The 24279-nt window shown below is 67.2% G+C and carries 23 protein-coding genes and 3 tRNA genes; 18 read left to right on the forward strand and 8 right to left on the reverse strand.

Going from position 1 to position 24279, the window contains the following annotated elements:
- Window positions 1-5: 5 nt before the first annotated feature.
- The 7 genes from C693_RS0105435 (at window position 6) to C693_RS0105465 (ending at window position 5918) form a co-directional block, all read left to right on the forward strand.
- On the forward strand, window positions 6-2006 hold the full coding sequence (locus C693_RS0105435) for a heme lyase CcmF/NrfE family subunit (RefSeq protein ID WP_017461237.1): 2001 nt from the start codon (window positions 6-8) through the stop codon (window positions 2004-2006).
- A complete protein-coding gene (locus C693_RS0105440; RefSeq protein WP_017461238.1) occupies window positions 2003-2545 on the forward strand; it encodes a DsbE family thiol:disulfide interchange protein in 543 nt (180 codons plus the stop codon). Before C693_RS0105435 ends, C693_RS0105440 begins: the two co-directional genes overlap by 4 nt.
- A complete protein-coding gene (locus tag C693_RS0105445) occupies window positions 2542-2982 on the forward strand; it encodes a cytochrome c-type biogenesis protein (RefSeq protein WP_017461239.1) in 441 nt (146 codons plus the stop codon). Before C693_RS0105440 ends, C693_RS0105445 begins: the two co-directional genes overlap by 4 nt.
- Complete coding sequence (locus tag C693_RS0105450) at window positions 2979-4034, forward strand: tetratricopeptide repeat protein (RefSeq protein ID WP_017461240.1); 1056 nt, start codon at window positions 2979-2981, stop codon at window positions 4032-4034. Before C693_RS0105445 ends, C693_RS0105450 begins: the two co-directional genes overlap by 4 nt.
- Window positions 4031-5152, forward strand: a complete 1122-nt coding sequence (metX, locus tag C693_RS0105455) for a homoserine O-acetyltransferase MetX (RefSeq protein WP_017461241.1) — start codon at window positions 4031-4033, stop codon at window positions 5150-5152. Before C693_RS0105450 ends, metX begins: the two co-directional genes overlap by 4 nt.
- A 70-nt stretch (window positions 5153-5222) precedes the next feature.
- Window positions 5223-5804: a cysteine dioxygenase family protein gene (locus C693_RS0105460; protein WP_017461242.1), complete on the forward strand. Its 582-nt coding sequence runs from the start codon at window positions 5223-5225 to the stop codon at window positions 5802-5804.
- 28 nt (window positions 5805-5832) lie between these two features.
- Window positions 5833-5918 (forward strand) — tRNA-Leu (locus C693_RS0105465).
- Between the two features lie 61 nt (window positions 5919-5979).
- Here C693_RS0105465 and C693_RS0105470 read toward each other — a convergent pair.
- Window positions 5980-6216: a hypothetical protein gene (locus C693_RS0105470; RefSeq protein ID WP_017461243.1), complete on the reverse strand. Its 237-nt coding sequence runs from the start codon at window positions 6214-6216 to the stop codon at window positions 5980-5982.
- Window positions 6217-6407: 191 nt separating this feature from the next.
- Window positions 6408-8351 (reverse strand): formylglycine-generating enzyme family protein, encoded by a 1944-nt coding sequence (locus tag C693_RS0105475; RefSeq protein WP_017461244.1) that lies wholly within the window; start codon window positions 8349-8351, stop codon window positions 6408-6410.
- A 119-nt stretch (window positions 8352-8470) separates the two neighbouring features.
- Here C693_RS0105475 and C693_RS0105480 point away from each other — a divergent pair, with 119 nt between their 5' ends.
- A complete protein-coding gene (locus C693_RS0105480) occupies window positions 8471-9589 on the forward strand; it encodes a ribonuclease D (RefSeq protein WP_017461245.1) in 1119 nt (372 codons plus the stop codon).
- A gap of 17 nt (window positions 9590-9606) precedes the next feature.
- Here C693_RS0105480 and C693_RS21125 read toward each other — a convergent pair whose 3' ends face one another.
- The gene (locus tag C693_RS21125) at window positions 9607-11229 is read right to left on the reverse strand and encodes an MASE1 domain-containing protein (protein WP_157798552.1); all 1623 of its coding nucleotides are present in this window, start codon (window positions 11227-11229) and stop codon (window positions 9607-9609) included.
- 326 nt (window positions 11230-11555) lie between these two features.
- On the opposite strand from C693_RS21125, the gene C693_RS0105490 reads away from it, so the two are divergent.
- From C693_RS0105490 to bla, 4 genes are all read left to right on the forward strand, one after another.
- Window positions 11556-11631: transfer RNA gene (locus C693_RS0105490), tRNA-Ala, on the forward strand.
- Window positions 11632-11957: 326 nt separating this feature from the next.
- Window positions 11958-12446, forward strand: coding sequence for a DUF6882 domain-containing protein (locus tag C693_RS0105495; RefSeq protein ID WP_017461247.1), 489 nt, complete (start codon window positions 11958-11960; stop codon window positions 12444-12446).
- 121 nt (window positions 12447-12567) lie between these two features.
- On the forward strand, window positions 12568-13935 hold the full coding sequence (locus C693_RS23565; protein ID WP_157798553.1) for a DUF6602 domain-containing protein: 1368 nt from the start codon (window positions 12568-12570) through the stop codon (window positions 13933-13935).
- A 239-nt stretch (window positions 13936-14174) separates the two neighbouring features.
- Entirely contained in the window at window positions 14175-15194 is a 1020-nt protein-coding gene (bla, locus tag C693_RS22935; protein ID WP_083868238.1) for a class A beta-lactamase, read from the forward strand.
- A gap of 177 nt (window positions 15195-15371) precedes the next feature.
- Here the strand turns inward: bla and C693_RS0105500 are convergent, their stop codons facing one another.
- The 4 genes from C693_RS0105500 to C693_RS22535 are packed head-to-tail and all read right to left on the reverse strand — an operon-like array spanning window position 15372 to window position 18179.
- On the reverse strand, window positions 15372-16271 hold the full coding sequence (locus C693_RS0105500; protein WP_017461248.1) for an alpha/beta hydrolase: 900 nt from the start codon (window positions 16269-16271) through the stop codon (window positions 15372-15374).
- The gene (locus tag C693_RS21130; RefSeq protein ID WP_017461249.1) at window positions 16271-17086 is read right to left on the reverse strand and encodes a sterol desaturase family protein; all 816 of its coding nucleotides are present in this window, start codon (window positions 17084-17086) and stop codon (window positions 16271-16273) included. The genes C693_RS0105500 and C693_RS21130 overlap by 1 nt, the downstream gene beginning before the upstream one ends.
- Window positions 17086-17532 carry an EF-hand domain-containing protein gene (locus C693_RS21135; protein WP_017461250.1) on the reverse strand — a complete coding sequence of 149 codons (447 nt, stop codon included), beginning with the start codon at window positions 17530-17532 and terminating at the stop codon, window positions 17086-17088. The genes C693_RS21130 and C693_RS21135 overlap by 1 nt, the downstream gene beginning before the upstream one ends.
- Window positions 17533-17558: 26 nt before the next feature.
- Window positions 17559-18179, reverse strand: coding sequence for a hypothetical protein (locus C693_RS22535; protein ID WP_017461251.1), 621 nt, complete (start codon window positions 18177-18179; stop codon window positions 17559-17561).
- Window positions 18180-18377: 198 nt separating this feature from the next.
- Here C693_RS22535 and ompR point away from each other — a divergent pair, with 198 nt between their 5' ends.
- From ompR to C693_RS0105530, 3 genes are read left to right on the forward strand one after another with little or no spacing between them, the layout of a single operon-like run.
- A complete protein-coding gene (gene ompR / locus C693_RS0105520) occupies window positions 18378-19094 on the forward strand; it encodes a two-component system response regulator OmpR (protein WP_017461252.1) in 717 nt (238 codons plus the stop codon).
- Window positions 19091-20392, forward strand: a complete 1302-nt coding sequence (locus C693_RS0105525) for an ATP-binding protein (RefSeq protein ID WP_017461253.1) — start codon at window positions 19091-19093, stop codon at window positions 20390-20392. Before ompR ends, C693_RS0105525 begins: the two co-directional genes overlap by 4 nt.
- A complete protein-coding gene (locus C693_RS0105530; RefSeq protein ID WP_017461254.1) occupies window positions 20389-21318 on the forward strand; it encodes an extracellular catalytic domain type 1 short-chain-length polyhydroxyalkanoate depolymerase in 930 nt (309 codons plus the stop codon). The genes C693_RS0105525 and C693_RS0105530 overlap by 4 nt, the downstream gene beginning before the upstream one ends.
- 36 nt (window positions 21319-21354) lie before the next feature.
- On the opposite strand, the gene C693_RS0105535 is transcribed toward C693_RS0105530, so the two are convergent.
- Window positions 21355-21431: transfer RNA gene (locus C693_RS0105535), tRNA-Arg, on the reverse strand.
- Window positions 21432-21569: 138 nt separating this feature from the next.
- On the opposite strand from C693_RS0105535, the gene amaB reads away from it, so the two are divergent.
- The 3 genes from amaB to C693_RS0105550 all read left to right on the forward strand — a co-directional run bounded on the left by amaB (window position 21570) and on the right by C693_RS0105550 (window position 24275).
- Window positions 21570-23105: an L-piperidine-6-carboxylate dehydrogenase gene (amaB, locus tag C693_RS0105540; protein ID WP_017461255.1), complete on the forward strand. Its 1536-nt coding sequence runs from the start codon at window positions 21570-21572 to the stop codon at window positions 23103-23105.
- Between the two features lie 97 nt (window positions 23106-23202).
- Complete coding sequence (locus C693_RS0105545) at window positions 23203-23499, forward strand: DUF4190 domain-containing protein (protein ID WP_017461256.1); 297 nt, start codon at window positions 23203-23205, stop codon at window positions 23497-23499.
- Window positions 23496-24275 (forward strand): SDR family NAD(P)-dependent oxidoreductase, encoded by a 780-nt coding sequence (locus C693_RS0105550; protein ID WP_017461257.1) that lies wholly within the window; start codon window positions 23496-23498, stop codon window positions 24273-24275. The genes C693_RS0105545 and C693_RS0105550 overlap by 4 nt, the downstream gene beginning before the upstream one ends.
- The last annotated feature ends 4 nt before the right edge of the window (window positions 24276-24279 follow it).

Genomic DNA, 24279 nt, shown 5'->3' on the forward strand with positions numbered 1-24279 from the left:
CCGCCATGACTCCTGAACTCGGCCAGCTCGCCCTCGTCCTCGCCCTGCTGCTGGCGCTGGCGCAAAGCATCCTCCCGCTGATCGGCGCCTGGCGCGGCAACCGCGCCCTGATCGCCACCGCACGACCGGCCGCGGCCGGGCAGGCCGCCTTCGTGATCGTCGCCTTCGCCCTGCTGGTGTGGGCGTTCCTGCGCTTCGACTTCTCGGTCGCCTACGTCGCGGACAACTCCAACCTGGCGCTGCCCTGGTACTACCGCATCGCTGCGGTATGGGGCGCCCACGAGGGCTCGATGCTGCTGTGGGTGCTGATCCTCAACCTGTGGACGCTCGCCGTCGCCGCGTTCAGCCGCAACCTGCCCGATGACTTCGTGGCAAGGGTGCTCGGCGTGCTTGGCCTGGTCTCGGTGGGCTTCCTCGCCTTCATCCTGTTCACCTCCAACCCGTTCGCCCGCCTGCTGCCGATGCCACCGGATGGCGGCGACCTGAACCCGGTGCTGCAGGACCCGGGCATGACCTTCCATCCGCCCGTGATCTACATGGGCTACGTCGGCTTCTCGGTGGCGTTCGCGTTCTCCATCGCCGCCCTGCTCGGTGGCGGGATGGAACAGGCGTGGGTGCGCTGGGCACGCTCGTGGACCAACATCGCCTGGGCCTTCCTCACCGCCGGCATCGTAGCCGGCAGCTGGTGGGCCTACGCCGAGCTGGGCTGGGGCGGCTGGTGGTTCTGGGATCCGGTGGAGAACGCCAGTTTCATGCCCTGGCTGGTCGGCACCGCACTGATCCACGCGCAGGCGGTCACGGAAAAGCGCGGCTCGCTGCGCGCCTGGACCATCCTGCTGTCGATCTTCGCCTTCTCGCTGTCGCTGCTCGGCACCTTCCTGGTGCGCTCGGGCGTGCTGACCTCGGTGCACGCCTTCGCCTCCGACCCGCGCCGTGGCCTGTTCATCCTGGGCTTCCTTGCGGTCGTGGTGGGTGGCTCGCTGCTGCTGTATGCGCTGCGTGCGCCGAAGGTCGCCGGTGGCAAGTCGTTCGCGGTGGTCTCGCGCGAGACGGCGGTGCTGGTCGGCAACCTGATGTTCACCGTGGCCGCGGCGATGGTGCTGCTGGGCACGCTGTTCCCGCTGATCGGCGATGCGTTCAACCTGGGCCGGATCTCGGTCGGACCGCCCTACTTCGGCTTCCTGTTCCCGCTGCTGATGGCGCCGGTGGTGCTGCTGCTGCCGTTCGGACCGTTCCTGCGCTGGGGCCGCGGCGAACCGGGCGTGATCGGCTCGATCGCGCTGCGCGCCGGCATCGCTGCCGTGGCCTGCGCGATCGTGGCGGCGTTCTTCGTCGACGGACGTACCCGCGCCCTGGTCGGCGTGGCCTCCGCCGTGTGGTGCGTGGTCGGCACCCTGCTCTATGTCTACAAGCGCTACCGCGAGGCACCGGCCGGCCGGCGCTATCCGGCGGAGATGGCCGGCATGCTGCTGGCGCACTTCGGCGTCGGCATCTTCCTGGCCGGCGTGCTGCTGTCCGAGTCGCTCAGCGTCACCCGCGACGTGCGCATGGCGCCGGGCGACACCCAGACCATCGGCAGCTACAGCTTCCGCTTCGACGGGGTAAAGCAGACCAGCGGTCCGAACTGGAAGGGCAGCCAGGGTTCGATCACCGTATCCAGGGACGGCGCGGTGGTCGGCGTGATGCACCCGCAGAAGCGCACCTACACCCGCGAGCAGGTACAGACCGAGTCGGCGATCGACCCCGGGGTCACCCGCGATCTCTACGTCGCACTCGGCGAGCCGATGGATCCTAACCATCTCGACGGTCCCTGGGCCATGCGCCTGTATGTGAAGCCGTTCATCCGCTGGCTGTGGACCGGTGGCCTGTTCATGATGCTCGGCGGTTTCGTCGCCGCGGCGGATCGCCGTTTCCGCGCCAGACGCGTGGCCGAGCGTGAACGCCTCGCCCCGAATGCGGCGCCCGGCGGCGAGCGGCTGGCCACCGCACGGGAGTCGCATGCATGAGCCGGCTGATCCCGTTCTTCGCCTTCCTTGCCCTGTGCGGCCTGTTCGGCTTCGGCATCTGGTGGAACAGCCACCACGACCAGACCGCGATCCCGTCCCCGCTGATCGACAAACCGGCGCCCGAGTTCGCCCTGCCGGAGCTGTACGACCCGTCCAAGGTGGTCACCAAGAAGGACCTGCTGGGCAAGCCCTACCTGCTCAACGTGTTCGCCAGCTGGTGCGTGGAATGCGCAGTGGAGCATCCGCTGCTCGAGGCCGAAGGACCGAGCCTGGGCGTCGAGCTGGTGGGCTACAACTACAAGGACCAGCCCGACGACGCCAAGGCCTGGCTGGCCCAACACGGCAACCCGTACCAGGTGCTGATGGCCGACGTCAGCGGCCAAACCGCGATCGACTTCGGCGTCTACGCGGCACCGGAGACCTTCCTCATCGATGCCAGGGGCGTGATCCGCTACAAGCGCATCGGACCGTTCACCCCCGAGGTGATCGAGAAGGAACTCAAGCCGGCGATTGCCGCGCTGGCCAGGGAGTCGCGATGAAGCGCCTGGCCCTGCTGCTGGCCATCGGCCTGCTGTTGTTCACCGGACTCGCCGGCGCGCAGGCGATCGAGCCGATGCCGTTCAAGGACCACGCGCAGGAGCTGCGATTCCAGCACCTGACCGCGCAACTGCGTTGCCCGATGTGCCAGAACGAGACCCTGGCCGACTCCAACGCGCCGATCGCCCGCGATCTGCGGCATGAAGTGTTCCGCCTGATGCAGGAAGGCCGCACCGACGACCAGATCAAGCAATTCCTGGTCGCCCGCTATTCGGACTACGTGCTGTACGACCCGCCAGTGAACCCGACCACCTGGGTACTCTGGTTCGGGCCGCTGCTGATCCTGCTGGCCGGCGCCGTCGTGGTGGTGGTGACCATCCGCAAACGCTCTCGCTCCGGCGCGCCACCGCCGGCCATCGACCACGGGGACGACTGGTGAAGATCCTGTTCTACATCATCGCCGCGATCATGATCGCGGCGAGCCTGCTGTTGCTGCTGTGGCCGTTGATCAGGCACGGACGCGCCCAGGGGCGCTCGCGCGGGGTCTTCGTCCTCGCCCTCGGCATCGCCTTCGCGCTGCCGTTGGCTGCAGCCAGCCTTTACCTCACGGTGGGCACCCCGATCGCGCTCGATGGCGTGGCGAAGCAGGCCCCGCCCATGGACGTGAACCAGGCGCTGACCCAGCTGCGCGCCCATCTCAAGGACGCGCCGGACGACAGCCAGGGCTGGATGCTGCTGGCGCAGACCACGGCGACGCTGGGCCAGAACACCGAGGCGAGGGACGCCTATGGCCAGTTGCTGCGACTGCTGCCGAACGATCCGCTGCCGATGATTGGCTGGGCCGAGGCCGATTCCATGGCGCGGCCGGACCACCGCATCGAAGGTCGCGCGCGCGAGCTGCTGCAGCAGGCGGTGAAGCTCGCTCCGGACAACCAGCGCGCGCTGTGGCTGCTCGGCATCAGCGACTTCCAGCTCGAGCACTACGCCGAGGCCGCCGCCACCTGGCGTCAGCTGCAGCCGTTGCTCACCCCGGGGTCCAGCGTGGCCAAGGCGGTGGCCCAGCAGATCGCCGTAGCCGACGCTCGCGCCGGCGGTGCGCCCGCCCCCGCGGCAAGCAGCAACGCACCGGCGGCCAACGCCAGCGCGCCGAAGCTGACCGTGCAGGTGAGCCTCGCCCCCGCGCTGCGCGACAAGGTTCGCCCCGGCGACACCCTGTTCGTCTATGCCCGCGCCGAACACGGCCCGCCGATGCCGCTGGCGGTGGCGCGTCTGGACGCCACCCGGCTGCCGGCCACGGTGGAGCTCACCGACGCCATGGCGATGGCGCCGTCGGTGGACCTGTCCTCGGCGTCGTCCGTGGTCGTCGGTGCACGCATCAGCCACAGCGGCCAGGCGATCGGCCAGCCGGGCGACCTGGAAGGCTCCGCCGGCGTGGTGCCGACCGGTCGCCACGAGCCGGTCGCGGTGGTCATCGACAAGGTGCATCCGTGAGCGACGCGCGTCGCTACGCCGACCTGCCCTCGCCGTTCCCGATGAAGCGCGGCGGCGCCCTGGTGGGTGCGCGCGTCGCCTACGAAACCTGGGGCACGCTCGCGCCAGCGCGGGACAACGCGCTGCTGATCCTCACCGGCCTGTCGCCCAGCGCCCACGCCGCGTCCAGCCCGGACGACCCCTCGCCGGGATGGTGGGAGGCGATGATCGGCCCCGGCAAGGCGATCGACACCGACCGCTGGTTCGTCATCTGCGTCAATTCGCTGGGCAGCGACAAGGGTTCCACCTGCCCGGCCTCCACCAACCCCACCACGGGCGAGCCGTACCGGCTGGACTTCCCCGAGCTGTCGCTGGAAGACGTGGCCAACGCCGCCCATGTCGCGGTGAGCCAGCTCGGCATCGACCGGCTGGCCTGCCTCATCGGCTGCTCGATGGGCGGGATGAGTGCGCTCGCCTACATGCTGCTGCACCCGGGTTCGGTGCGCGCCCACATCAGCGTCGACACGGCGCCGCAGGCGCAGCCGTTCGCCATCGCGATCCGCTCGCTGCAGCGCGAGGCGATCCGGCTCGATCCGGGCTGGGCCAGGGGCGGGTACGACCTGCACCCGGGCGACCGCGCCGACGCCACCTATCCGGACGCCGGCATGAGCATCGCCCGCAAGCTGGGCGTGATCACCTACCGCTCGGCGATGGAGTGGAACGGGCGCTTCGCCCGCATCCGGCTGGACTCCGACCAGCGCGAGGAGCACCCGTTCGGCGTCGAGTTCCAGGTCGAGTCCTACCTGCAGGCGCACGCCGAGCGCTTCGTGCGCACCTTCGACCCGAACAGCTATCTCTACCTGTCCCGCGCCAGCGACTGGTTCGACGTGGCCGAATACGGCCACGGCTCGGTGCACGAGGGCCTGCGCCGGATCTGCATCGAACAGGCGCTGGTGATCGGCGTCAGCACCGACATCCTGTTCCCGCTGGAGCAGCAGGAGCAGATTGCCGAGGGGCTGCGCGAGGCCGGGGCCGAGGTCGAGTTCGTGGCACTGGATTCGCCGCAGGGCCACGACGCCTTCCTGGTCGACATCGAAAACTACAGCCGCGCCATCGGCGGCTTCCTGGGCCGGCTCTGAGCCCCCATCCCCTGTCGCCGCCCGATGGCGCTGCTAAGATGGGGCAGTTAAGCGCCGTACCGAGATCACCATGCTTGCCCAGGAATTTCCCGGCTGTCGCCAGCTGATCGATGCCATCGACGAAGCCGTCAGCCAACCGACCACCCAGGCCATCACCGATTCCTTGCGGCAAAGCCTCTGCCGGCTGATCCGCGCCCGCGAAGTGCAGCTTCCCGACTGTGTTTACGAGACGGCCGAGGGGCGCTATGCCCGTCGCGAGCTGTACTGCAGCGAGGAACACGGCTACTGCGTGGTCGCGATGACCTGGGGCCCGGGTCAGGGCACGCCGATCCACGACCACTGCGGCATGTGGTGCGTCGAAGGCGTCTGGAGCGGGGAGCTTGAGGTCACCCAGTACGAGCGCCTGGCCGACGACCAGGGCCAGTGCCGGTTCCAGCCGGTCGGCTCGATCCAGGCCGGCCCCGGCTCCGCCGGCAGCCTGATCCCGCCGCACGAGTACCACACCATCCGCAATCCCAGCGAGGACGTGGTCGCGGTCAGCCTGCACATCTACTCGGGCCAGATGACCCACTGCGCGGTCTTCCAGCCCGCTGCCGAGGCACAGTGTTACGAGCGCCACGACCGCCAGCTGGGGCTCGACCCCCTGCACTGAAGCCGGCATAATCGCGTCCCTGTCTTAAGCCGGTGTGGCGGAATGGTAGACGCGGCGGACTCAAAATCCGCTTGTGGCGACACAGTGGAGGTTCGAGTCCTCTCACCGGTACCAGACATGAAAAACCCCGCCTCGGCGGGGTTTTTCTTTTGCCCGTTCGTCATCGACGGCCGGCTCAGCCGAAAAGCTGCTCCTCGTCTTCCACGTCGTGCCAGCTGCCGTCGCATTCCTGCACCTGCACCGGCGGGTGCGACACGCCCCAGGCGCGGGCGAGCTTCGCGCGCATGGCCATCGCAGCCCGGACGGCATCGGCACGGCTGCCGAAGGTGCCGACGCGCGCGACCTCGCCACGCACGATCCACGGGGTATCGTCGGTGTAGGGGACAAACAGGCGGACCGGTTGCGGTTCCATGGCGTGCTCCTCGACGTGAGGTGGAGGTGGCCAAGGGCCCGGGGCCTCCCAACACGCCGGAGGCATCCCGAAATAAGCAGTAACGGAGCGTTTGTCGCGGGCGCTGTCGAGAGCGGCAGCGCCGGAGTGGTCAAGATAGCGCGATCACCCAGGGGGTGCGCAAGAACCTGTCGATGGCAGTCAGGACCGGCTCAGAGTTCCCGGGCCACGCGAAACCCGACCCGGGCGCTGCGCACGTCGGCGTCGACGCCCTGCCGGTAGGCCGAACGATCCTGGTCCGGCGCGCTGCCCCAGGAGCCGCCGCGGACCACATGGGCGCTGCAGCCCGGATTGATCCAGGCGCTGCCGTCGCGGGGCGCACGCAGGTAGCTGTCGTGCCAGCAATCGGCGACCCACTCGGACACGTTGCCGTTGATGTCATACAGGCCGAAAGGGTTCGGCAGGAAGCTCATTACCGGCGCCGGGCCCCAGTAACCGTCGCGATAACCACGGAAGGCGTTGCTCCAGCGCCGGCCATTGCGGGAGCGGTCCAGCGCCCCGGTGAGGTTTTCCACCCGCTTGTCGGGCGTGCCGTCGCCCCACCAGTAGCGGGTGGTCGTACCGCCGCGCAGCGCGTACTCGAACTCGGCCTCGCTGGGCAGGCGGTAGGACTTGCCCGTGTGCTTGGCCAGCCAGTCCACATACGCCTTGGCATCGTTCCAGGAGACGTTGACCACCGGCATGTCGTCGTCGGCGGGATGCCCGGCGTAATCGTCCTCCCAGGTTGCCTGGGAATCGTCACGCACCACGCCGCCCCGCTCGTCGTAAATGCTGGAACCACCCTTGGTCACCGACTCCGGCTGGTAGCCGCTGGCGCGGACGAATTCGCGGAACTGCCCCACCGTCACTTCGGTCCGCCCGATCGCCACGCCGCTGGAGATGGTCACTTCGTGCTGCGGAGTCTCGGTGTCGCTGTGGCCCGGCTCGGCATCGGCGGCTCCCATCATGAAACTGCCGGTGGGAATCACCACCATCGACGGCGCCTTGCCCGGCAGGTCGACGTAGCTGTCGGTGAAGACCTGCCCCGGCCGGTAGCTGGCATACAGGCGGGCGTTGACCAGGCGCTCGTGGAAATCGTCCAGTCCGGCCAGGTCGGGCTTCACCGCGGCTGCCTGCGCGGCGAACTTCTGGGCCAGCGCCAGGTTGCCCGCGTCGAGTGCGGTGCGGGCCTGGGTCAGCAGGCCGCTCGCGCGCTGGTCGCGCATCCCGGCCACGCGCGCGGTGGCATCGCGCATGGCAGGCGAATCCGGCTGGATCGCCTGTGCCTCGCCGAGCGCCTTGTCCGCCGCATCGAAGTCGTTCTGCGCGACCGCCGCGAGCGCCCGGTCGAGCACTGCGCGCTGCACCTGCAGCAGCCCCTGCTGCGCCACCGCGTTCTGCGGGTCGATGGCCAGCACCTCCCGGTAACCGGCCAGCGCGTTGTCCGCACCGGGGCCATCGACCTTGCCCTGGGTGAGCATTGCGGCGGCCTTGGCCAGCATCGGGCGCACTTTCAGCAAGGTGCCGAGGCTGGTGTCGAGCGTCTTCACGTCGGCCTCGCTGCCCGGCAGCGTGCGCAACGACTCGATCAGGTCGCCGGCCGCATCGGCGTCGCCCAGCGCGATGTCCTGGCCGATGGCCGCCACCAGCCGTGCACGAGCCTCATCCAGCCCCTGCAGGGCACGGCGGCTGTCCGGGGTGATCTTCAGCGCCTGCTGGTAGAGCGAAGCCGCGCTATCCGGCGCGCCCGCCACCTGGCCGGCGTGCAATGCCTTGTCCGCGCGATCCAGCAGGGCCACCACCTCGGGCGGGTCCTCGCCCTTCTGCACCGGGAATGCCGCTTCGACGCGGTGCGTCCGCGCGGCAATCACCGCCGCCGGCGCCAGCGTCAGCGGTGGGCCGGCATCGACCTCGCCGCGGTCCACCACCATCGGCGCGCTGGCGGTTCGAGCCGGCTGCGCCACGCCGAGCGACATCGAACGGCGCGGCGCCACGTCCTCCGGATTGACGTGGAAGACCCGCGGAAAGAAGTGGTAAGTCAGCGCAAAGCCCAGCACGACCACGCCGAGCGCGCCGCCAAGCGCGCGCTGTCGGTCGATGTTCGGTCCGTTGGGCATCTTGGGGCGTCCTCGTAGGGGCTGCTATCGTGCCATGCCGACTGCAGGCAATCGACCTTCCTGCGCTCGCCTGCGCGGCCTCCAAGGAGCCGCCGTTCACGACTCGAGGATCACTCCGCATGCCGTTGCCCGCCCTGCCCTCCGATGCTGTCTGGATCGATCGCCGCGACGCGCTCGACCGATGGCTTGCCGACCTGCCTGCCGACGCGCGGGTGGGACTGGATACGGAGTTCATGCGGCGCAACACCTTCCACCCGCAGCTGGCGCTGCTGCAGCTGGGCTGGGATGGCCGCTACGCACTGGTCGATCCGCTGGCGTTCGATATCGGCGACGCGCTCAAGCCGCGGCTGCATGCCGGCGACTCCGTCACCGTCATGCACAGTGCCGGTGAGGACCTGGAGACCCTGGCCCCGTTCCTGCCCGGTGGGCCCCGCGTGCTGTTCGACACCCAGATCGCCGCGGCCTTCGTCGGCATGGGCCTGGGCATCAGCTATCGCGCGCTGGTGGCCGAGTTGTGCCATGTGGAGCTGGACAAGGGCGAGACACGTTCGGACTGGATGCAGCGACCGCTGACCGACTCGCAGCGGCTCTACGCCGCGCTCGACGTGGTCTATCTGGAGAGCATCCACGACCAGCTGGCCAGCCGCCTCGATCAGCGCGGTCGCGCGAACTGGCACGCGGAGGACTGCGAACGCCTGAAGCATCGTGCCGCCGCGGCCGAGGGCGACCCGCAGCCCCAGCGAGGCATGCGTGGCGCAGCCGACTGGCCGCGTGCGAAGCAGGCCCTTCTGCGTCGCCTGCTGCGCTGGCGCGATCGCACCGCCCGCGCGCTGGACAAGCCCCGCCCCTGGCTGCTCGAGGATGCCCTGGCAATGAGCCTGGTGCAGCAGCCGCCATCCACCCAGGCCGAGCTGGACCAGCGCAGCCGCGGCCAGCGCGCGCTGCGCAGCACGCAACGGGTGGAACTGTTCGATCTGCTGCGCGATCCCGTCGACGACGCAGAGATCGCGGCCACCGCACCGGTGGCACATCCGCTTCAGGGCGAGGCCAAGAAGGCCCTCGGCGCAATGAAAGATTGCGTCGACGCTCTCGCCAGCGAACTCGACCTCCCCAGCGGCCTGCTGTGTCCCCGCAAGGTGCTGGAGGAATACGTGAGCTCCGGCGAGTGGCCGGACTTTCTCGAAGGCTGGCGTGGCGAGCTGCTGGGGGACCCGCTGCCGGCCCTGCTTCCCGGCTGAAACCGCTGCGGTGCGGCTCAGGCCTGGCGCAGTTTCGTGGCCTGGTCGTCGACGTCGCCGGCAAGCAGCGAGGCCGATTGCAGCAGCCCCACGGTGACCCGCTGGCCATGGGGCGTGGGGCGTTCGCGCACGGCTCCCTCGAACAGGGCGGCCTGGTGCTCGATCGCCCGGCGACCGAGCCCGCTGGCGCGAAGGTGCAGCCGCGGCACCAACCGTCCCCAGTCGACCCGGGCGGCACGCTCGGGGTCGAGCTGGATATCGACCACGGCAACCGCCCAGGAGCGCCGTTGCTCGCCACAGCGCAGGCGGATCCGCACGGCGGCCACGTCCCGTCGCGAACAGGCATCGGCCAGGGTTTCCAGCACAATGCGGTAGATCGCGAGACTGGTCCCGTGTCGCAACAGGCTGATCGGCCCGCGCAGGTCCCATGCATAGTCCACTCCCGCGTCCTGCAGCAGCCGGGCAAGCCCCTCCTTGCCCAGCACACCCGGCAATCCCGACCGCGCCAGCATGGACGGGTGCAACGGATCGACCGTCGATTCCGGCAGTGCCGCCGGAAGGCTGTCCCGCGACGCGCTCCGCTGCAGAGCCCGGACGTCTGCGGCTCCCCCGGCCCGCCCCAGCATCTGGTGCAGCACGCCCTGGAACGACTCCCGGAACTCCTCCAGCGCACGGGCCATGACGCGCAGCTCCGCCTCGTCCTCGACGATCTGTCGCTGGGTCTGGTTCAACACGGCACGCATCTCCGACTGCTCGCGCTCGGCGCGCCCATTCAGGTAGGTGATGCGTGCACCGATCACCAGCATGGCAGCCATCGCCACGACCATCATTGCCTCCGCCTGCAGGGTAGTCGCGTCGTCTTGCACCGGCATCAGGGCCATGACCCCGCCCGTCGCCAGCATCCCGCCGACCGCGGCGCCCCGCCAGCCGTGCCGCATGGCCAGGATCACCACCGGTACGAACATCGCCAGCTGGATGACGTCGCGCACCTCGCCATGGCGTCCCCCCAGCCAGCACAGGGCAGCGATGAAGGGCACCACGGCAAAGGCCGATTCGATGGCCAGGCGGCTCTCGGTGCACTGGCGCATCCAGGTAAACCAGCGCCAGCCGGTCGCGGCCAGGCCCTGCTGCCAGACCAGCAGCACGGGTGTCACCGTCAGGACGCCCAGAAGGTTGCCGAGCACCAGCCGTGGAATGGTCTCGTCGTAATGCAGCGAGCTGCCCGTCGGCAGCGGCGCCACCTGCAACTGGCCGATCGCGATCAGCGTGGCGATGCCGGACACGGCCACCGCGCAGACCATCAGCGTCGGCATGTGGGTGGAACCGCGGGCCGGGTCGAGCCCCCAGTGCTCGCGGAACATCAGCACCAGCGGGGCGTACCAGGCGATGGGAGGGATCAGGTTGACCAATGCCCACAGCACGCCGAGCTGCCCGTAGGACGTGAGGCTGAGATAGCCGAGCCATGCCACGTCACCGGCGAACAGCGCCGGCCAGTAGCGATAGTCCACCAGCAGCAAGGCCCCCAGGTGCAAGCCGGTCAGCACGATCCAGTGCGACGTGGAAAGGTGGCCGAGCAGCGCCACCGATGCGCAATAGACCACCGCCACGCCGATCTGGCGCGACAGGACGCTGCTTCGCACGATGGGTTTCAAGCGCTCCACGAGCGCTGCAACCGACGCCAGTCCATATCCGAGACCACCTTGGGCACCCGCTGGCCCTGCCGCCCCTGCGGGTCGACCGGAGTGATTCCACCACTGGGGGTACCAAGGAAATGCGCGTTTCCGCCAGCCGGAAACACCAGCGCCATTGCGGCATGCCGCATGGCTCGATCGCTCCCCCGTCTCTGGCCGATGGTATCGCTTCGCGCGAAGCGCGGGCAACGTCGGCTGCTCCCGGCCACCGGCCGACCGGCACGCCCTGGGTATTGGCGAGCCGCCCGGTCGCTGCTAACATTCGCGGCTCACGTGGGGCGGTAGCTCAGCTGGGAGAGCGTCGCGTTCGCAATGCGAAGGTCGGGAGTTCGATCCTCCTCCGCTCCACCAAAATCAAGCACTTACAGAAAGGCCGAGGATGCGAATCCTCGGCCTTTTTGGTTTCTTTGTCCCCGATTTGTCTCACGGCGTTGCTTGGCGTGACGGAGCGTTGCACTCGGATTGCCCCCGATATGGCCCGGCCAGCTAGCAATTCCAACAGATTCTGAGCACGCAGCTGCCTATCCCGGTGAGCATTGAGCACCACGCTGGTCCCGACCATGTGGAGCAGGCCAGCCGCAGCCAGACGCCCTCATTGGCTTCGACGACGGGCGGTCTCCGACCCACAGCAAACATTAGACTGTCGGTCAGGAGCGGGCTGATTCAGGAGCGGGCGCATGACGGACGAAGAATTCGATGCCTTCCTCGCGAAGGTATACGACGAACTGGAGTCGAAGCAGGCGGAGCTGAACTCCACCTACGGCCTTGGTGAGATGAAGCGTTGGTGGTTCGAGCAGCAAGGGGCCAAGCTTCAATTCTTTGATGACAACGACAGATTGGCTGCTGAAGCGGACGTTGTCGGAATTGGGAGCTTCTCCCCTAAGTCCGGCACTTGGAAGTGGGCCTGGAGTAATTCCACCTTGCTTCCGGAGCTTCGCGAGAAGGCCCTTCCACTGAAGCAACTCGAAGGCTACACCGGGTTTGATCTATTCGGGAACGAAGGGACCTTCTCGGTTGCCGGCGAGACGATGGCCTGGGAGTTGGCCGCCATGGCAGTTCATCACCTAGGGGCATTGGGGTGCTATCGAGCAGCTGCATCAACACCCGATGCCCCCCACACCTATCTCGCGATCACCGGAATGAGGAGCGTCGGGGCTCTCAGTTAATGTCCGCATCCGACCCATTGTGGACGTTGTATCCCCGTAAGGCTGACGAGCGTTCAAGTTAATCAGCTGCGCGGCCGTGCTAGGCTCGGGCATCAAGGACATGTGACGCGATTGCAACGGGATGGGCATTTCCGTTGCTCGTAATTCGGACGCACAGCAACCATCGCCACGCAGCCAATTGGAGTGGGAAATGATTATTAGTAGTGTGGCGGAGCTGCTGAAGCCTTTTGTGGATGAGGAAAGAAAGAAACTTGACGGTTATTCATTGGAGCATGGGCCGACTATTGGGGCCATGTACGAGGGTCTGACCAAAGAACTTTTGCGGAAGGTAATCCCCGACTCGATGGGTTTGCAAGTTGCATCAGGGTTCATTTGCCACGGTGAAACAATGAGTGGCGAAATCGATTGCATGCTTGTAACTGGAACTGGCGAGCAGGTTCCCTATACAGACAAGATCAAGTGGAACATTAAAGACGTAATTGCTGTTTTAGAAGTCAAAAAAAACATTTCAGCGGATGAGCTTTCTGACAGTTATAGCCATCTGCGCGGCGTATCAAAAATTTACGGAGATTATATTCAAAGTCTTCGTGGCGATCCTGCGACGGTAAACATCAATTGGGTGTACCGCGTGTTTAGTCAAATCACGGGAAAGAAAATATCTGATTATTCAGAGCTGGAAAGCCTGCCATTCGATCTTGAAATGATTTTCCACACTTTGGTAAGTGAATTTATGGAGCCGGTCCGAATTGTCGTCGGTCATCACGGCTGGAAGAAAGAGAAGACTTTACGGGAACATATCTACAAGCTAATTGAGCGAAGGATAGACAATCCGCGAGGCATGGGTGCTGGCAGCTTTCCTCAGCTTATTATTGGAGGCGAGCACTCGATTGTGAAAGCGAATGGCTTTCCTTATGTGCCTCGACTAATTAAAGGCATGTGGCCGTTCCTGTTGTCTTCAAGCCACAATCCTTTGCGCATCCTGCTTGAACTTGTGCTTACCAAGCTGGACATTAGTTTCAACGCGAATCTTGCCGAGGACGACGCGCCAGATAGAGAGTCCATGTCGGTCTGCATTTCTACTAGGGCTGCGCAAAAAGATGGTAAATATGGATGGGAATATTGTTTTTACGACCTAAAAGAAAGTGATTTAAAAAAGCGTGGGTCGAGCTATAACTGGACTCCTGTTAAACTTACACTTGTTCAGAACGTAGCTTTCATGAAGTTATGTAGAGATGGGTATATCGAACTAGACGACGAGGAGTTCAAGGCGTTCGTCGCGGAAGAGGGTGAAAATTTCGAAAGTCTCGTCGAGTCCTTGGTTAATACTCAGCTCGTTGCCATGCAACGTAACCGAATAGTATTAACCACTATCCAATGCCAGGTTGTGGCCACTCCGGAAGGCGCATTTGCTGGCGAAAACAATGATGGCCAATTGACCGCGTGGGCTAACAATCAATTAGAATCCATGCGCGAGAAGCGTGGCAAATAGAATGTTGTGGCCCATGGCGTCTCTATGCCGGCCTACCTTGCACGTAATTCACAGTGAAGTTGCCTCTTTTTTTACGTGAATCCAGATCTGACAAAACCAGCAAGCTTTGCTCAAAACGAACGCCCGCTTCTGGCCGTCCTCAGCCTTTGCCGAAACTATGGAAACCTTAAACGCTGCGACAGGCAAGGGTCGTCCCAAAGCGAACCCGCTTGGTCACGCAGCCATCCTTTGGAACCCCGATGAGAAAGTCCTTCCAGTCGTTCTTTCGTAGCTCGTTGCCACTGTGTGTAGCACTGCTGCTGACTGCGCCTGCTACAGCCACTGGATCCTCGGATGCGCGCCTGCAGCAAGCCTTGACGCAACTAGCCAGCAAGGCTCGACCCGGTGTACTGGGCGTCACGATTGTGGATTTGAATACCGGGGTGCGAACGCGGATCAACGCTAATCGTGCCTATCCCATGATGAGCGTTTTTAAGGCGCCGGTCGCCGCCGCTGTGCTTGCGCAAGTCGATGCCGGGCGCATTTCCTTGAACCAGGAAGTGACCGTCGATCGCCAGGATGTAGTGAGTGGCGCAGCAGTGCCATCCATCGGCTCCCAATTCAAGGGCGAGCATATGCGCTTTACGGTTGATCGATTGTTGGTTGCCGCTGTAAGCGAGAGCGACAACACCGCAGTCGACGCTTTGATCAGGCAGGTTGACGGTCCGCGTGTGGTTACTGACTTTTTGCGCAAGCACGGTATCGACGGGATGCGAGTGGACATGGGCGAAGGTGACATCGGTCGTATTTTCGAAAGCACCAACGGCGGACATTCCATTTCGGAGAACGAAACAAAAATGGCCGAGTTGGAGCGCCTGCGACGAGGCTATCGCGCGTATCTCGATGACCCGCGCAACCGCACGACGCCGGATGCAGCGGCGAACTTTCTCGAAAAACTTTGGACTGGCCAGTTACTCTCTACCCGATCAACGAAGCGCTTGCTCGGCTTGATGTACGGTCAGACCGTGCCGTCTCGCTTGCGCTCAGGACTACCTGCTGTCGTTCGCTTTGCCGACAAGTGCGGCACATCCTATTCACTGGAAGGAGAGACGGCGGCTTTTAATGACATCGGCATTATGACTGGGCCCGATGGCCACACTGTTATCGTGGCAGCATTTCTAACTGCATCGCGGGCTGATAAAAAAGCGCGGAATGCATTTTTTGCGAAAATTGGAAAAGATGTGGCTGATGCTTACCGACTTACCCATCAAGGGCCTTAGCTGCACTGAGTTGTTGGTCGCTCTGCGCGAACGGCCGCTTTGCGGCATGCATTTGCAGCAGTCGACCGGCTGTTGTTGGCCGGTTCCTGCCGGTTGCGTTTTGCTGAGCAAGTTCTTGGCGCGCCAAGCCCACGACGTCCCCAGCTTTTTCGGACACCGCGGACGCCCGAGCAAAGCTCAAAACACCGAGCGCAGGAACGCATCCACCTGGGTGGTGTAGTCCGATGGCGCGCCCAGATCTCTGTTGATCTCGCTGTGCGAGAGATCCTCTTCCAGCACCTCGCCGCGCCCGGCGAGCGAGCGGACCTTGCCGACGAAGGCGTGCGCCTGCGGGCAGGAGTCCTGGCGGCGGCTTGAGCACACCGCCAGGAACGGCGCGGGTGCGGCGTGCATCTGCTGGAACGGCGAGGCGGCGAACCAGTCGGCCGGGTTGCTGCCGAAGGCCTGGTCGTAGAGGCGGAAGTGGCGGCCTTTCATCGTCTGCACCACGTCGAGGCTGGCACTGTCCAGCGAGACGGTGCCGCGCCACGGGTGCGCCCCCTGCTCCCGGGCCAGTTGCGGCTCGGCGGCCAGCAGGCTGACCAGGTGCGCGCCGGCGGAATGCCCCATCAGCACGAAGCGGTCCGGATCGCCGCCCCACTCCCCCGCGCGGCGCTGCGCCGCTGCCAGCGCACGGGCCACGTCCCGTGCCTGCTCCAATGGGTGCGTGTCCGGCAGCATCCGGTAGTTGGTGGAAATCACCACTACGCCCCGCGGCACCCAGTAGGCCACCTTGTTCGCCACCACGTTCGACATCGCCTTGTCGCCACGCCGCCAGCCGCCCCCATGCACCATGAAGATGACTGGCGCGCCGTGTGCCTGGGCCGGCACATAGACATCGAAACGCTGGCGTGGATCGCTGCCATAGGCGACGTCGCGGACGACCCGTGTACCGGCCGGCAACGGCGCGGCCGGAGCGGATTCGGCCTGGCGCTCGCGCCAGCGCTCGAGCAGCCCGCCGCGCATCTGCGCACACGCGCTGCCGGCCATCGCCAGCACGCATACCCCCAGCCACCAAGTGACGATCCTGCGGTTCATCACGGCCTCCCCACTGCCACTCGCAATGCGCCGCCGAGGCTGCCGGCAGCGCGCATGTCGGACATCAGCCTCCGCCACGGCAGGAACACCAGCTTGAACGGGTTCTGCGTGCCCAGCGGGTGCGCCAGGCCGTAGCGTACGGGTTCATCGGCGCGTTCGGTGCGCAGCGTGCCGAACAGGCGGTCGAACACGATCAGCACGCCGCCGTAGTTGCAGTCCAGGTAGGCCGCGTTCGAGCCGTGGTGCACCCGATGGTGCGACGGCGTGTTAAGTACCCACTCCAGCGGCCCCAGCCGCCCTACCGCTTCGGTGTGCAGGAAGAACTGGTAGTGCAGGTTGAAGGCCAGCAGGGCGAACACCATGCGCGGGTCGAAGCCGGCCAGCACCAGCGGCAGGTAACAGACCCAGCCGAACGACAGCAGGTTGGTCCAGCCCAGGCGGATCGACGAGAGCAGGGTCATCTCCTCCGGCGTGTGGTGCACTGCATGGGTGGTCCACAACCAGCGCACCTCGTGGCTGATCCGGTGGAACGCGTAGTACGCCAGTTCCACCGCGAAGAAAGCGACCAACCACGTGCGCCAGTCGCGCAGCGGCCAGTGCACCGGCGCCCAGCGCGCGGCCGAAGCGAACAGGCCGCCGAGCACCAGCGCCGGCAGCGCGCCGGACACCAGATGCCCTGCCCCGACCGCCAGGGACGCCAGCGCCCCCCGACTGTCGTAGCCGACACCGGCCGAGCGACGGCGCCAGAGCCACTCGGCCAGCACCAGTGCCACCATCACCAGCGCAAGCAGTGGCGAGCGGGCGGCGTGTCGCATCACGGCGCACTCCGCTGTGCCGCGAGCGACTGCATGCGCTGGGCGATCTGCTTCATCTCGCTGGCGTCCACCACGCCGTCATGGTTGGCATCGGCCAGCGCGAACAGGTGGTTGCCGGCGGCATCGAACTCCTCGCGGGTCACCCGGCCATCGCCGTTCGTGTCTGCGGCCTGTTGCAGTGCATGGATCTTCGCCAGCATCGCCGGATTGTTGCGGGCAAAGCGCGGCAGGTCGTCGTCGCTGAGCACGCCGTCGCCGTTGCGGTCGGCCCTGGCGAAGCGCGCGGCGCGAGCCGCCTGGAACTCGGCCAGGCTGACCTGGCCGTCGTGGTTGGTGTCCGCCTCGGCAAAGCGCTGGGCGGGATCGGGACGGCCCATCTGGGCCCGGGCGCCGGGCGCCGTGATGGCCAGCGTTCCCAGGACGAACAGGCAGATCAGGTTTCGCATGATCGGACTCCAGGTCGTCGCCAGGGTCAGTGGCCGCAGGCAATCACGTTGCCGGAGGCGTCGGTGCAGCTGCCGCTGTGCGAAAAGCCCTGCCCCTTGGTGTAGGTGGTCTGGCCGTTGTAGCTGTCGCCCGCGGCATTGGTCGCCGAGGTGGTGTGCTGGGTCACGCCGTTGGCGGTGCTGGTGCCGGCGTCGTAGCTGCCGCGCGGACCGCTGGCGCTGGTCTGCGAGCTGCCGCTGACGCTGCCGTCGGCGCTGCGCGCATAGGCACCGCTGGTGTTCACCGTGCCGCCTGCGGCAGTGGTGCCCGAGCCGTTGTGCCAGCGGCTGGCCGAGCCGTCGGCGCTGCGCGTGTATCCGTTGCTGCCGGCGTAGCTGCCGCCGTTGGCGCCCTGCACCGCGCGACCGGCGCGATGCTGCACGCTGCCGTCGGCCCCGGTGGCGGTGTAGCCGCCGCGTACCGCCGAGCCGCGGGCACCGGAAGCCGCGGTGCCGCGCACATGGGTGATGCCGCCCTGGCCGTTGGCGAAGGTGCCGCGGGCATGGAAGCGGCCGGTGCGCTGGGCGTCGGCCGGGGAGGCGAAGGCGGCGGCGACCGCGCAGGCCAGCGCCAGGGAAGCGATGCGGAGGGAGGTGGACAGGCTCATGACGGGCTCCAGTCGGAAAGAAGTGGGCCGCGCTGCCGCTGCGGCGGAGCCACTGTCGCGCCGGTGCCGGGGATCAGGTGTGTGCGAAATCCGCCGGATGTGAGCGGATGTTGCCGCCCTTCCGGCCGGAAACATTTGCTTGCAATTGGCCTCCGCGGGCGCTTGTGGGGCCATCGCGGTGCGCGACATAGTCGCCCCATGGACTCACCCCACATCCTTGTCGTCGATGACGACCTGCGCCTGCGCGACCTGCTCGAGCGCTACCTCGACCAGCAGGGCTTCCGCGTCCGCGGTGCCGCCCACGCCGCCGGCCTGCGCCGCGAACTGGCCGCGCACCACGTCGACCTGATCGTGCTCGACCTGATGCTGCCGGACGCCGACGGCCTGCAGCTGTGCCGCGAGCTGCGCGCCGAAGGCGTGCAGACGCCGATCATCATGCTCACCGCCAAGGGCGATGACGTGGACCGCATCGTCGGCCTGGAAATCGGCGCGGACGACTACCTGGGCAAACCCTGCAACCCGCGCGAGCTGGTCGCCCGCATCCGCGCCGTGCTGCGCCGCCAGCCGAAGGCGGTGGTCGGCGCGCCACAGACCGAGCAGGCCAGCGTGCGCTTCGGTCGCTTCACCTTCGACCCGGCCACGCGCCAGCTGCTCGATGGCGACACTCCGGTGAAACTGACCAGCGGGGAATTCGCCGTGCTGGCCGCGCTGGTCGCCCACCCGTTCGAAACCCTGAGCCGCGAGCGGCTGATCGCACTGGCACGCGGCCGCGAGCACGACGCGTTCGACCGCAGCATCGACGTGATGGTGTCGCGCCTGCGCCGCTGTCTGGAGGAGGACCCGCGCCAGCCGCGCTGGCTGCAGACGGTGTGGGGCGAAGGCTATGTGTTCGTGCCGCAGGGAGACGGCGCATGAGGCGCGGACCGACCACCTTCTCGCTGGTGCTGGCGCTGCTGGTCGCCGCGCTGGTGCTGGCGCTCACCCTGGGTGGCTTCCTCTCCACCCGCGCCGGCCTGCGCGCCCTGGGCGACTCGTATGGACGGCTGGTGGTGGCTACCGCCACCTCGGTCGATGCGCTGGCCAGCCGCGACGACCCGGCCGCGCGGGCCACGCTCGCCCGACTGCAGCGCAGCGGCATCCGCATCACCACCGAGTCGCCACCGCCGTCGCTGCGCCGGGTGGTGCCGGTGGTGGAGGAAGTCGGCCACGTCGCCGGCGAGCTGCTCGGCGATCCGTCCCGCGTGGTGGTCGTGCAGCGGCCCGAAGCGCAGATCTGGGTGCGCAGCGAGCGCCTGCCCGGGCATTGGATCGTGATGCAGGCAGTGAGCTTCCGCCGCCAGGTCATCCGCTCGATGCTGCTGGTGATGCTGTTCGCCGGGCTGGTCGCCGCGGCCGTGGCGGCACTGGCCGCGCGCCTGCTGACGCGACCGCTGGAGCGCCTGGCCGCACACGCGCCCGCGCTGCTCGGCGGGCAGTCGATCCAGCAGCACCTGCGCGGCAGCCCGCGCGAGGTGCGCGACCTCGCCGACGCCCTCGGCGCGGCCGGCGAAGAGCTGCGCCAAAGCGCCCGCGAGCGTGAGCTGATGCTGGCCGGCATCTCGCACGACCTGCGCACGCCACTGGCCCGCCTGCGGCTGGCGCTGGAACTGGGCGATGCGAACGACCCCGGCCGGCGCGACGCGATGGTCAACGACCTGGACGAGCTGGACAAGGCGCTGGCGCAGTGTCTGGCCTATGTCCGCGACGGCAGCGACGAAGCCGTGCGCGCGATCGACATCCCCACCCTGCTCGGCCAGCTGATGGCGCTGCGCCACGCGCCGGACGACTGGCACTACGAGGGTCACGACGACGCCGTCCTGCATGCACGGCCGAGCCTGCTGCGAAGGGCGCTGGGCAACCTGATGGACAACGCCGAGCACTATGGCGCTGCACCGTTCCGCGTCCGCCTGCAACGCGCCGGAGACGAACTGTCGATCAGCGTGGAAGACCACGGCCCGGGCGTTCCGGAAGACCTGCTCGCACGGCTCGGACAGCCCTTCCTGCGCGGCAACGCCGCGCGCACCGGGGCCTGCGGCACCGGCCTGGGCCTGAGCATCGTCAAGCGGGCGGCCGAGATCAGCGGCGGTCGCCTGCAACTGGCCAACCGCAGCGGTGGCGGCTTCAGTGCCACGCTGGTGCTGCCGCTGGCTGCCCGCGAACGCAGTCCGGCATGAATCTCGTGAGTCGCCTCATGCTCGGCCTTGGCCTCGTCGCCAGCGCATGCCCGCTGCTGGCGCATGACCGCACCGAAACCCTCACTATCGACGGCCAGGCACGTCGCTTCGTGATCCATCTGCCGCCGGGCGGGGATGGCACACCACGCCCCCTGCTGCTGGCCCTGCATGGCGGCGGTGGCCGCGCCGAAGGCATGGACCGGCTGACCTCGCTGGATGCACAGGCCGACCGGACCGGCGTGATCGTGGTCTATCCGCAGGGCCTGGACCGCCACTGGAACGACGGCCGCGCCACCATCAAGCGCAAGGTGGACGACGTGGCCTTCATCCGTGCCGTGCTGGACCGCGTCGAGCACGAATGGCCGGTGGACCCGCAGCGGGTCGGCGTCACCGGCATCTCCAACGGCGGCATCTTCGCCGAGCGGCTGGGCTGTGACCTGGCCGACCGCTTCAGCCTGATCGCCCCGGTGGCCGGGTCGCTGGCACGGGACTACCAGCCCGATTGCCACCCTGCCCGCCCACTCGCCGTGCTGCAATTCGACGGCACGGACGATCCGATCGTGCCCTACGCCGGAGGCTCCGTGGCCAGCTTCGGCGGCCTCGGCGAAGGCGGGGTGGTGATGTCGGTGGATGACACCACCGCCTTCTGGGCACAGGTCGATGGTTGCCACGCGGCGAGCCCGGAGCAACCGCTGCCCTCGACCACCAACGACGGTACGCAGGTGAACCGGAGGGACTGGAGCGACTGCCGTACCGGCGGTGCCGTGGTGCGCTACCGCATCGACGGCGGCGGCCACACCTGGCCGGGCGGCTGGCAATACCTGCCGAAGCGCTTCATCGGCCGCACGACGCACCAGATCGACGCCAGCGCGATCATCACGGACTGGCTGGCCACACATCCGCGCCCCTGGGCACCACGCAAATAAAAAGCCGGCAGGGCCGGCTTCTGGTGCAGCGCAAGATGGTGCCCTCGAGACGATTCGAACGTCCGACCTGCCCCTTAGGAGGGGGCCGCTCTATCCAACTGAGCTACGAGGGCAACGGCGGGATTTTGACATGGATCGGCACTCCGGGGCGACGGTGCGGGGTCGGCCCGCAGGCATCGGCCTGCTAGACTCGCGGTTTTGACCGCTACGCCACATCTCGGTGGCGCAGTCAGCCATCGTAAGGAGTCCGCATGTCCCACGAAATCCTCAAGGCGCTTGGCCTTTCCGCCGAGCTGTCCGGCACGTATCTCGGCCAGGGCGAATGGTCCACGACCACCGATGCGGGCACGCTGCAGCCGGTGAATCCGGCCACCGGCGAGGTGATCGCCCGCGTGCACGCCTCCAGCCAGGCCGACTACGAGACCATCGTCGAGCGCGCCAAGGCCGCCTTCAAGGTGTGGCGTACCACCCCGGCGCCGCAGCGCGGCGAAGCCGTGCGTCTGTGCGGTGAAGCCCTGCGCAAGCACAAGGACGCGCTGGGTTCGCTGGTCGCGCTGGAGATGGGCAAGATCAAGCCCGAGGGCGACGGCGAAGTGCAGGAAATGATCGACATCGCCGACTTCGCGGTGGGCCAGAGCCGCATGCTGTACGGCTACACCATGCATTCGGAGCGCCCCGGCCACCGCATGTACGAGCAGTACCAGCCGCTGGGCCTGGTCGGCATCATCTCGGCGTTCAACTTCCCGGTGGCGGTGTGGGCGTGGAACGCCATGCTGGCGGCCATCGCCGGCGACATCTGCATCTGGAAGCCCTCGCCGAAGGTGCCGCTGTCGGCGATCGCCACGATGAAGATCTGCAACGAAGCGCTGAAGGACGGCGGCTTCCCGGACATCTTCTTCCTGTTCAACGACGGCGGCACCGAGCTGGCGCAGAAGTTTGTCGATGACAAGCGCATCCCGCTGATCAGCTTCACCGGCTCGACCAAGGTCGGCCGCATGGTCGGCGAGCGCGTGGCCCACCGCATGGGCCGCTCGCTGCTGGAGCTGGGCGGCAACAACGCGATCATCCTGGACCAGAGCGCCGACCTGAAGCTGGCGATCCCGGGCATCGTGTTCGGCGCCGTCGGCACCGCCGGCCAGCGCTGCACCACCACCCGCCGCCTGTTCGTGCACACCTCGATCTACGACACCGTGCTGGAGACCCTGGTCAAGGCGTACAAGCAGGTCGAGGGCAAGATCGGCGATCCGACCCTGTCGACCACCCTGATGGGCCCGCTGAACAGCCCCGAGAGCGTGCAGGCCTACCTGGCCGCGGTCGAGAAGGCCAAGGCTTCCGGCGGCACCATCGCCACCGGCGGCGCCGCGCTGACCGACCGCAAGGGCAACTTCGTGCTGCCGACCATCATCACGGGGCTGAAGAACTCCGACGAAGTGGTGCAGTCGGAAACCTTCGCGCCGATCCTCTACGTGATGCCGTTCGACAGCATCGACGAGGCGATCGAGATGCAGAACGACGTGCCGCAGGGCCTGTCCTCGGCGATCTTCACGCAGAACCTGAAGGTGGCCGAGCAGTTCCTGTCGGCGGCCGGCAGCGACTGCGGCATCGCCAACGTCAACATCGGCACCTCGGGTGCGGAGATCGGCGGCGCCTTCGGCGGCGAGAAGGAAACCGGCGGTGGCCGCGAGTCCGGCTCGGATGCGTGGAAGGTCTACATGCGCCGCCAGACCAACACCATCAACTACTCCGACGCGCTGCCGCTGGCCCAGGGCATCAAGTTCCACGTGTAAGCCGTCGGTCCGGTCTGCGCGGGCGCCCGCCCGCGCAGGCCTAGCCGGGCGCAAGGCAACACGGTTCCTGCGCCCGTCCTCGAAGGGGATTTCCGAGATGAACACGACGTCCGCCCCCCGCTCCACCTGCACGCTGGCCGTGGTCAGCCTGTGCTTCGGCATCGCGGCCTGGACCGTGCTGCCCTTCATCGGCGCGATCGTCGCCGTGATCTGCGGCCACATGGCGCGCCGCGATATCCGCCAGACGGTCTCCGAACCGCTCGACGGCGATGGCATGGCCGTGACCGGACTGGTGCTCGGCTATGCGCAGCTGGCCCTGTCCCTGCTCACCGCCATCGCCCTTCTGTTCTTCGGCTCGGTGCTGCTCGGCTTCCTGGTGCACGCCTGGTCATGAATCTCCCGCTGCCGTCCGACGCCCCGTTCCGCCTGGAGGGCTACCGCGTCGTGGTGGCCGGCGGCAGCCGCGGCATCGGTCGCGCGATGGCGCTGGCCTTTGCGCGATCCGGCGCGGTGGTGTCGGTATGTGCACGCGGCGAGGCGGCGCTGGCCGAGGTCCGCGACACGATCCACGCCGAGGGCGGCAAGGCGCATACCCAGTCCTGCGACCTCGCCGACCCGCAGGCGATCTCGCATTACATCGACGCGGCGGCCGAAGCGCTGGGCGGCATCGACGTGCTGGTGAACAACGCCACCGGCTACGGCTTCGCCGAGGACGACGAAGGCTGGGCGGCCAACTTCCAGATCGACCTGATGGCAGCCGTGCGCGCCTCGCGCCACGCCCTGCCCCACCTGAAGCAAAGCGGTCGCGCGAGCATCCTGCACACCAGCTCGATCGCCGCGCTGCGTCCGCGTGCCGGCGGCGCGCCGTACGCCGCGATCAAGGCGGCGCTGAGCCACTACACCGGCTCGCAGGCGCTGGCGCTGGCGCCCGACCGCATCCGGGTGAACGCGATCGCCCCCGGCTCGATCAGCTTCCCCGACGGCCTGTGGGAGCGCCGGCGCGTGGAAGAACCCGCGCTGCACGCCGCCACGCTGGCGAAGATCCCTTTCGGTCGTTTCGGCACGCCTGAGGACGTGGCCCACGTGGCGCTGTTCCTCGCCTCCCCCTGGGCCGGATGGATCACCGGCCAGACCCTCGCCGTGGACGGCGGCCAGATGCTCAACGGCTGAGTCC

The sequence above is a fragment of the Dyella ginsengisoli LA-4 genome, from assembly GCF_000334915.1.
GTDB lineage: Bacteria > Pseudomonadota > Gammaproteobacteria > Xanthomonadales > Rhodanobacteraceae > Dyella_A > Dyella_A ginsengisoli_A.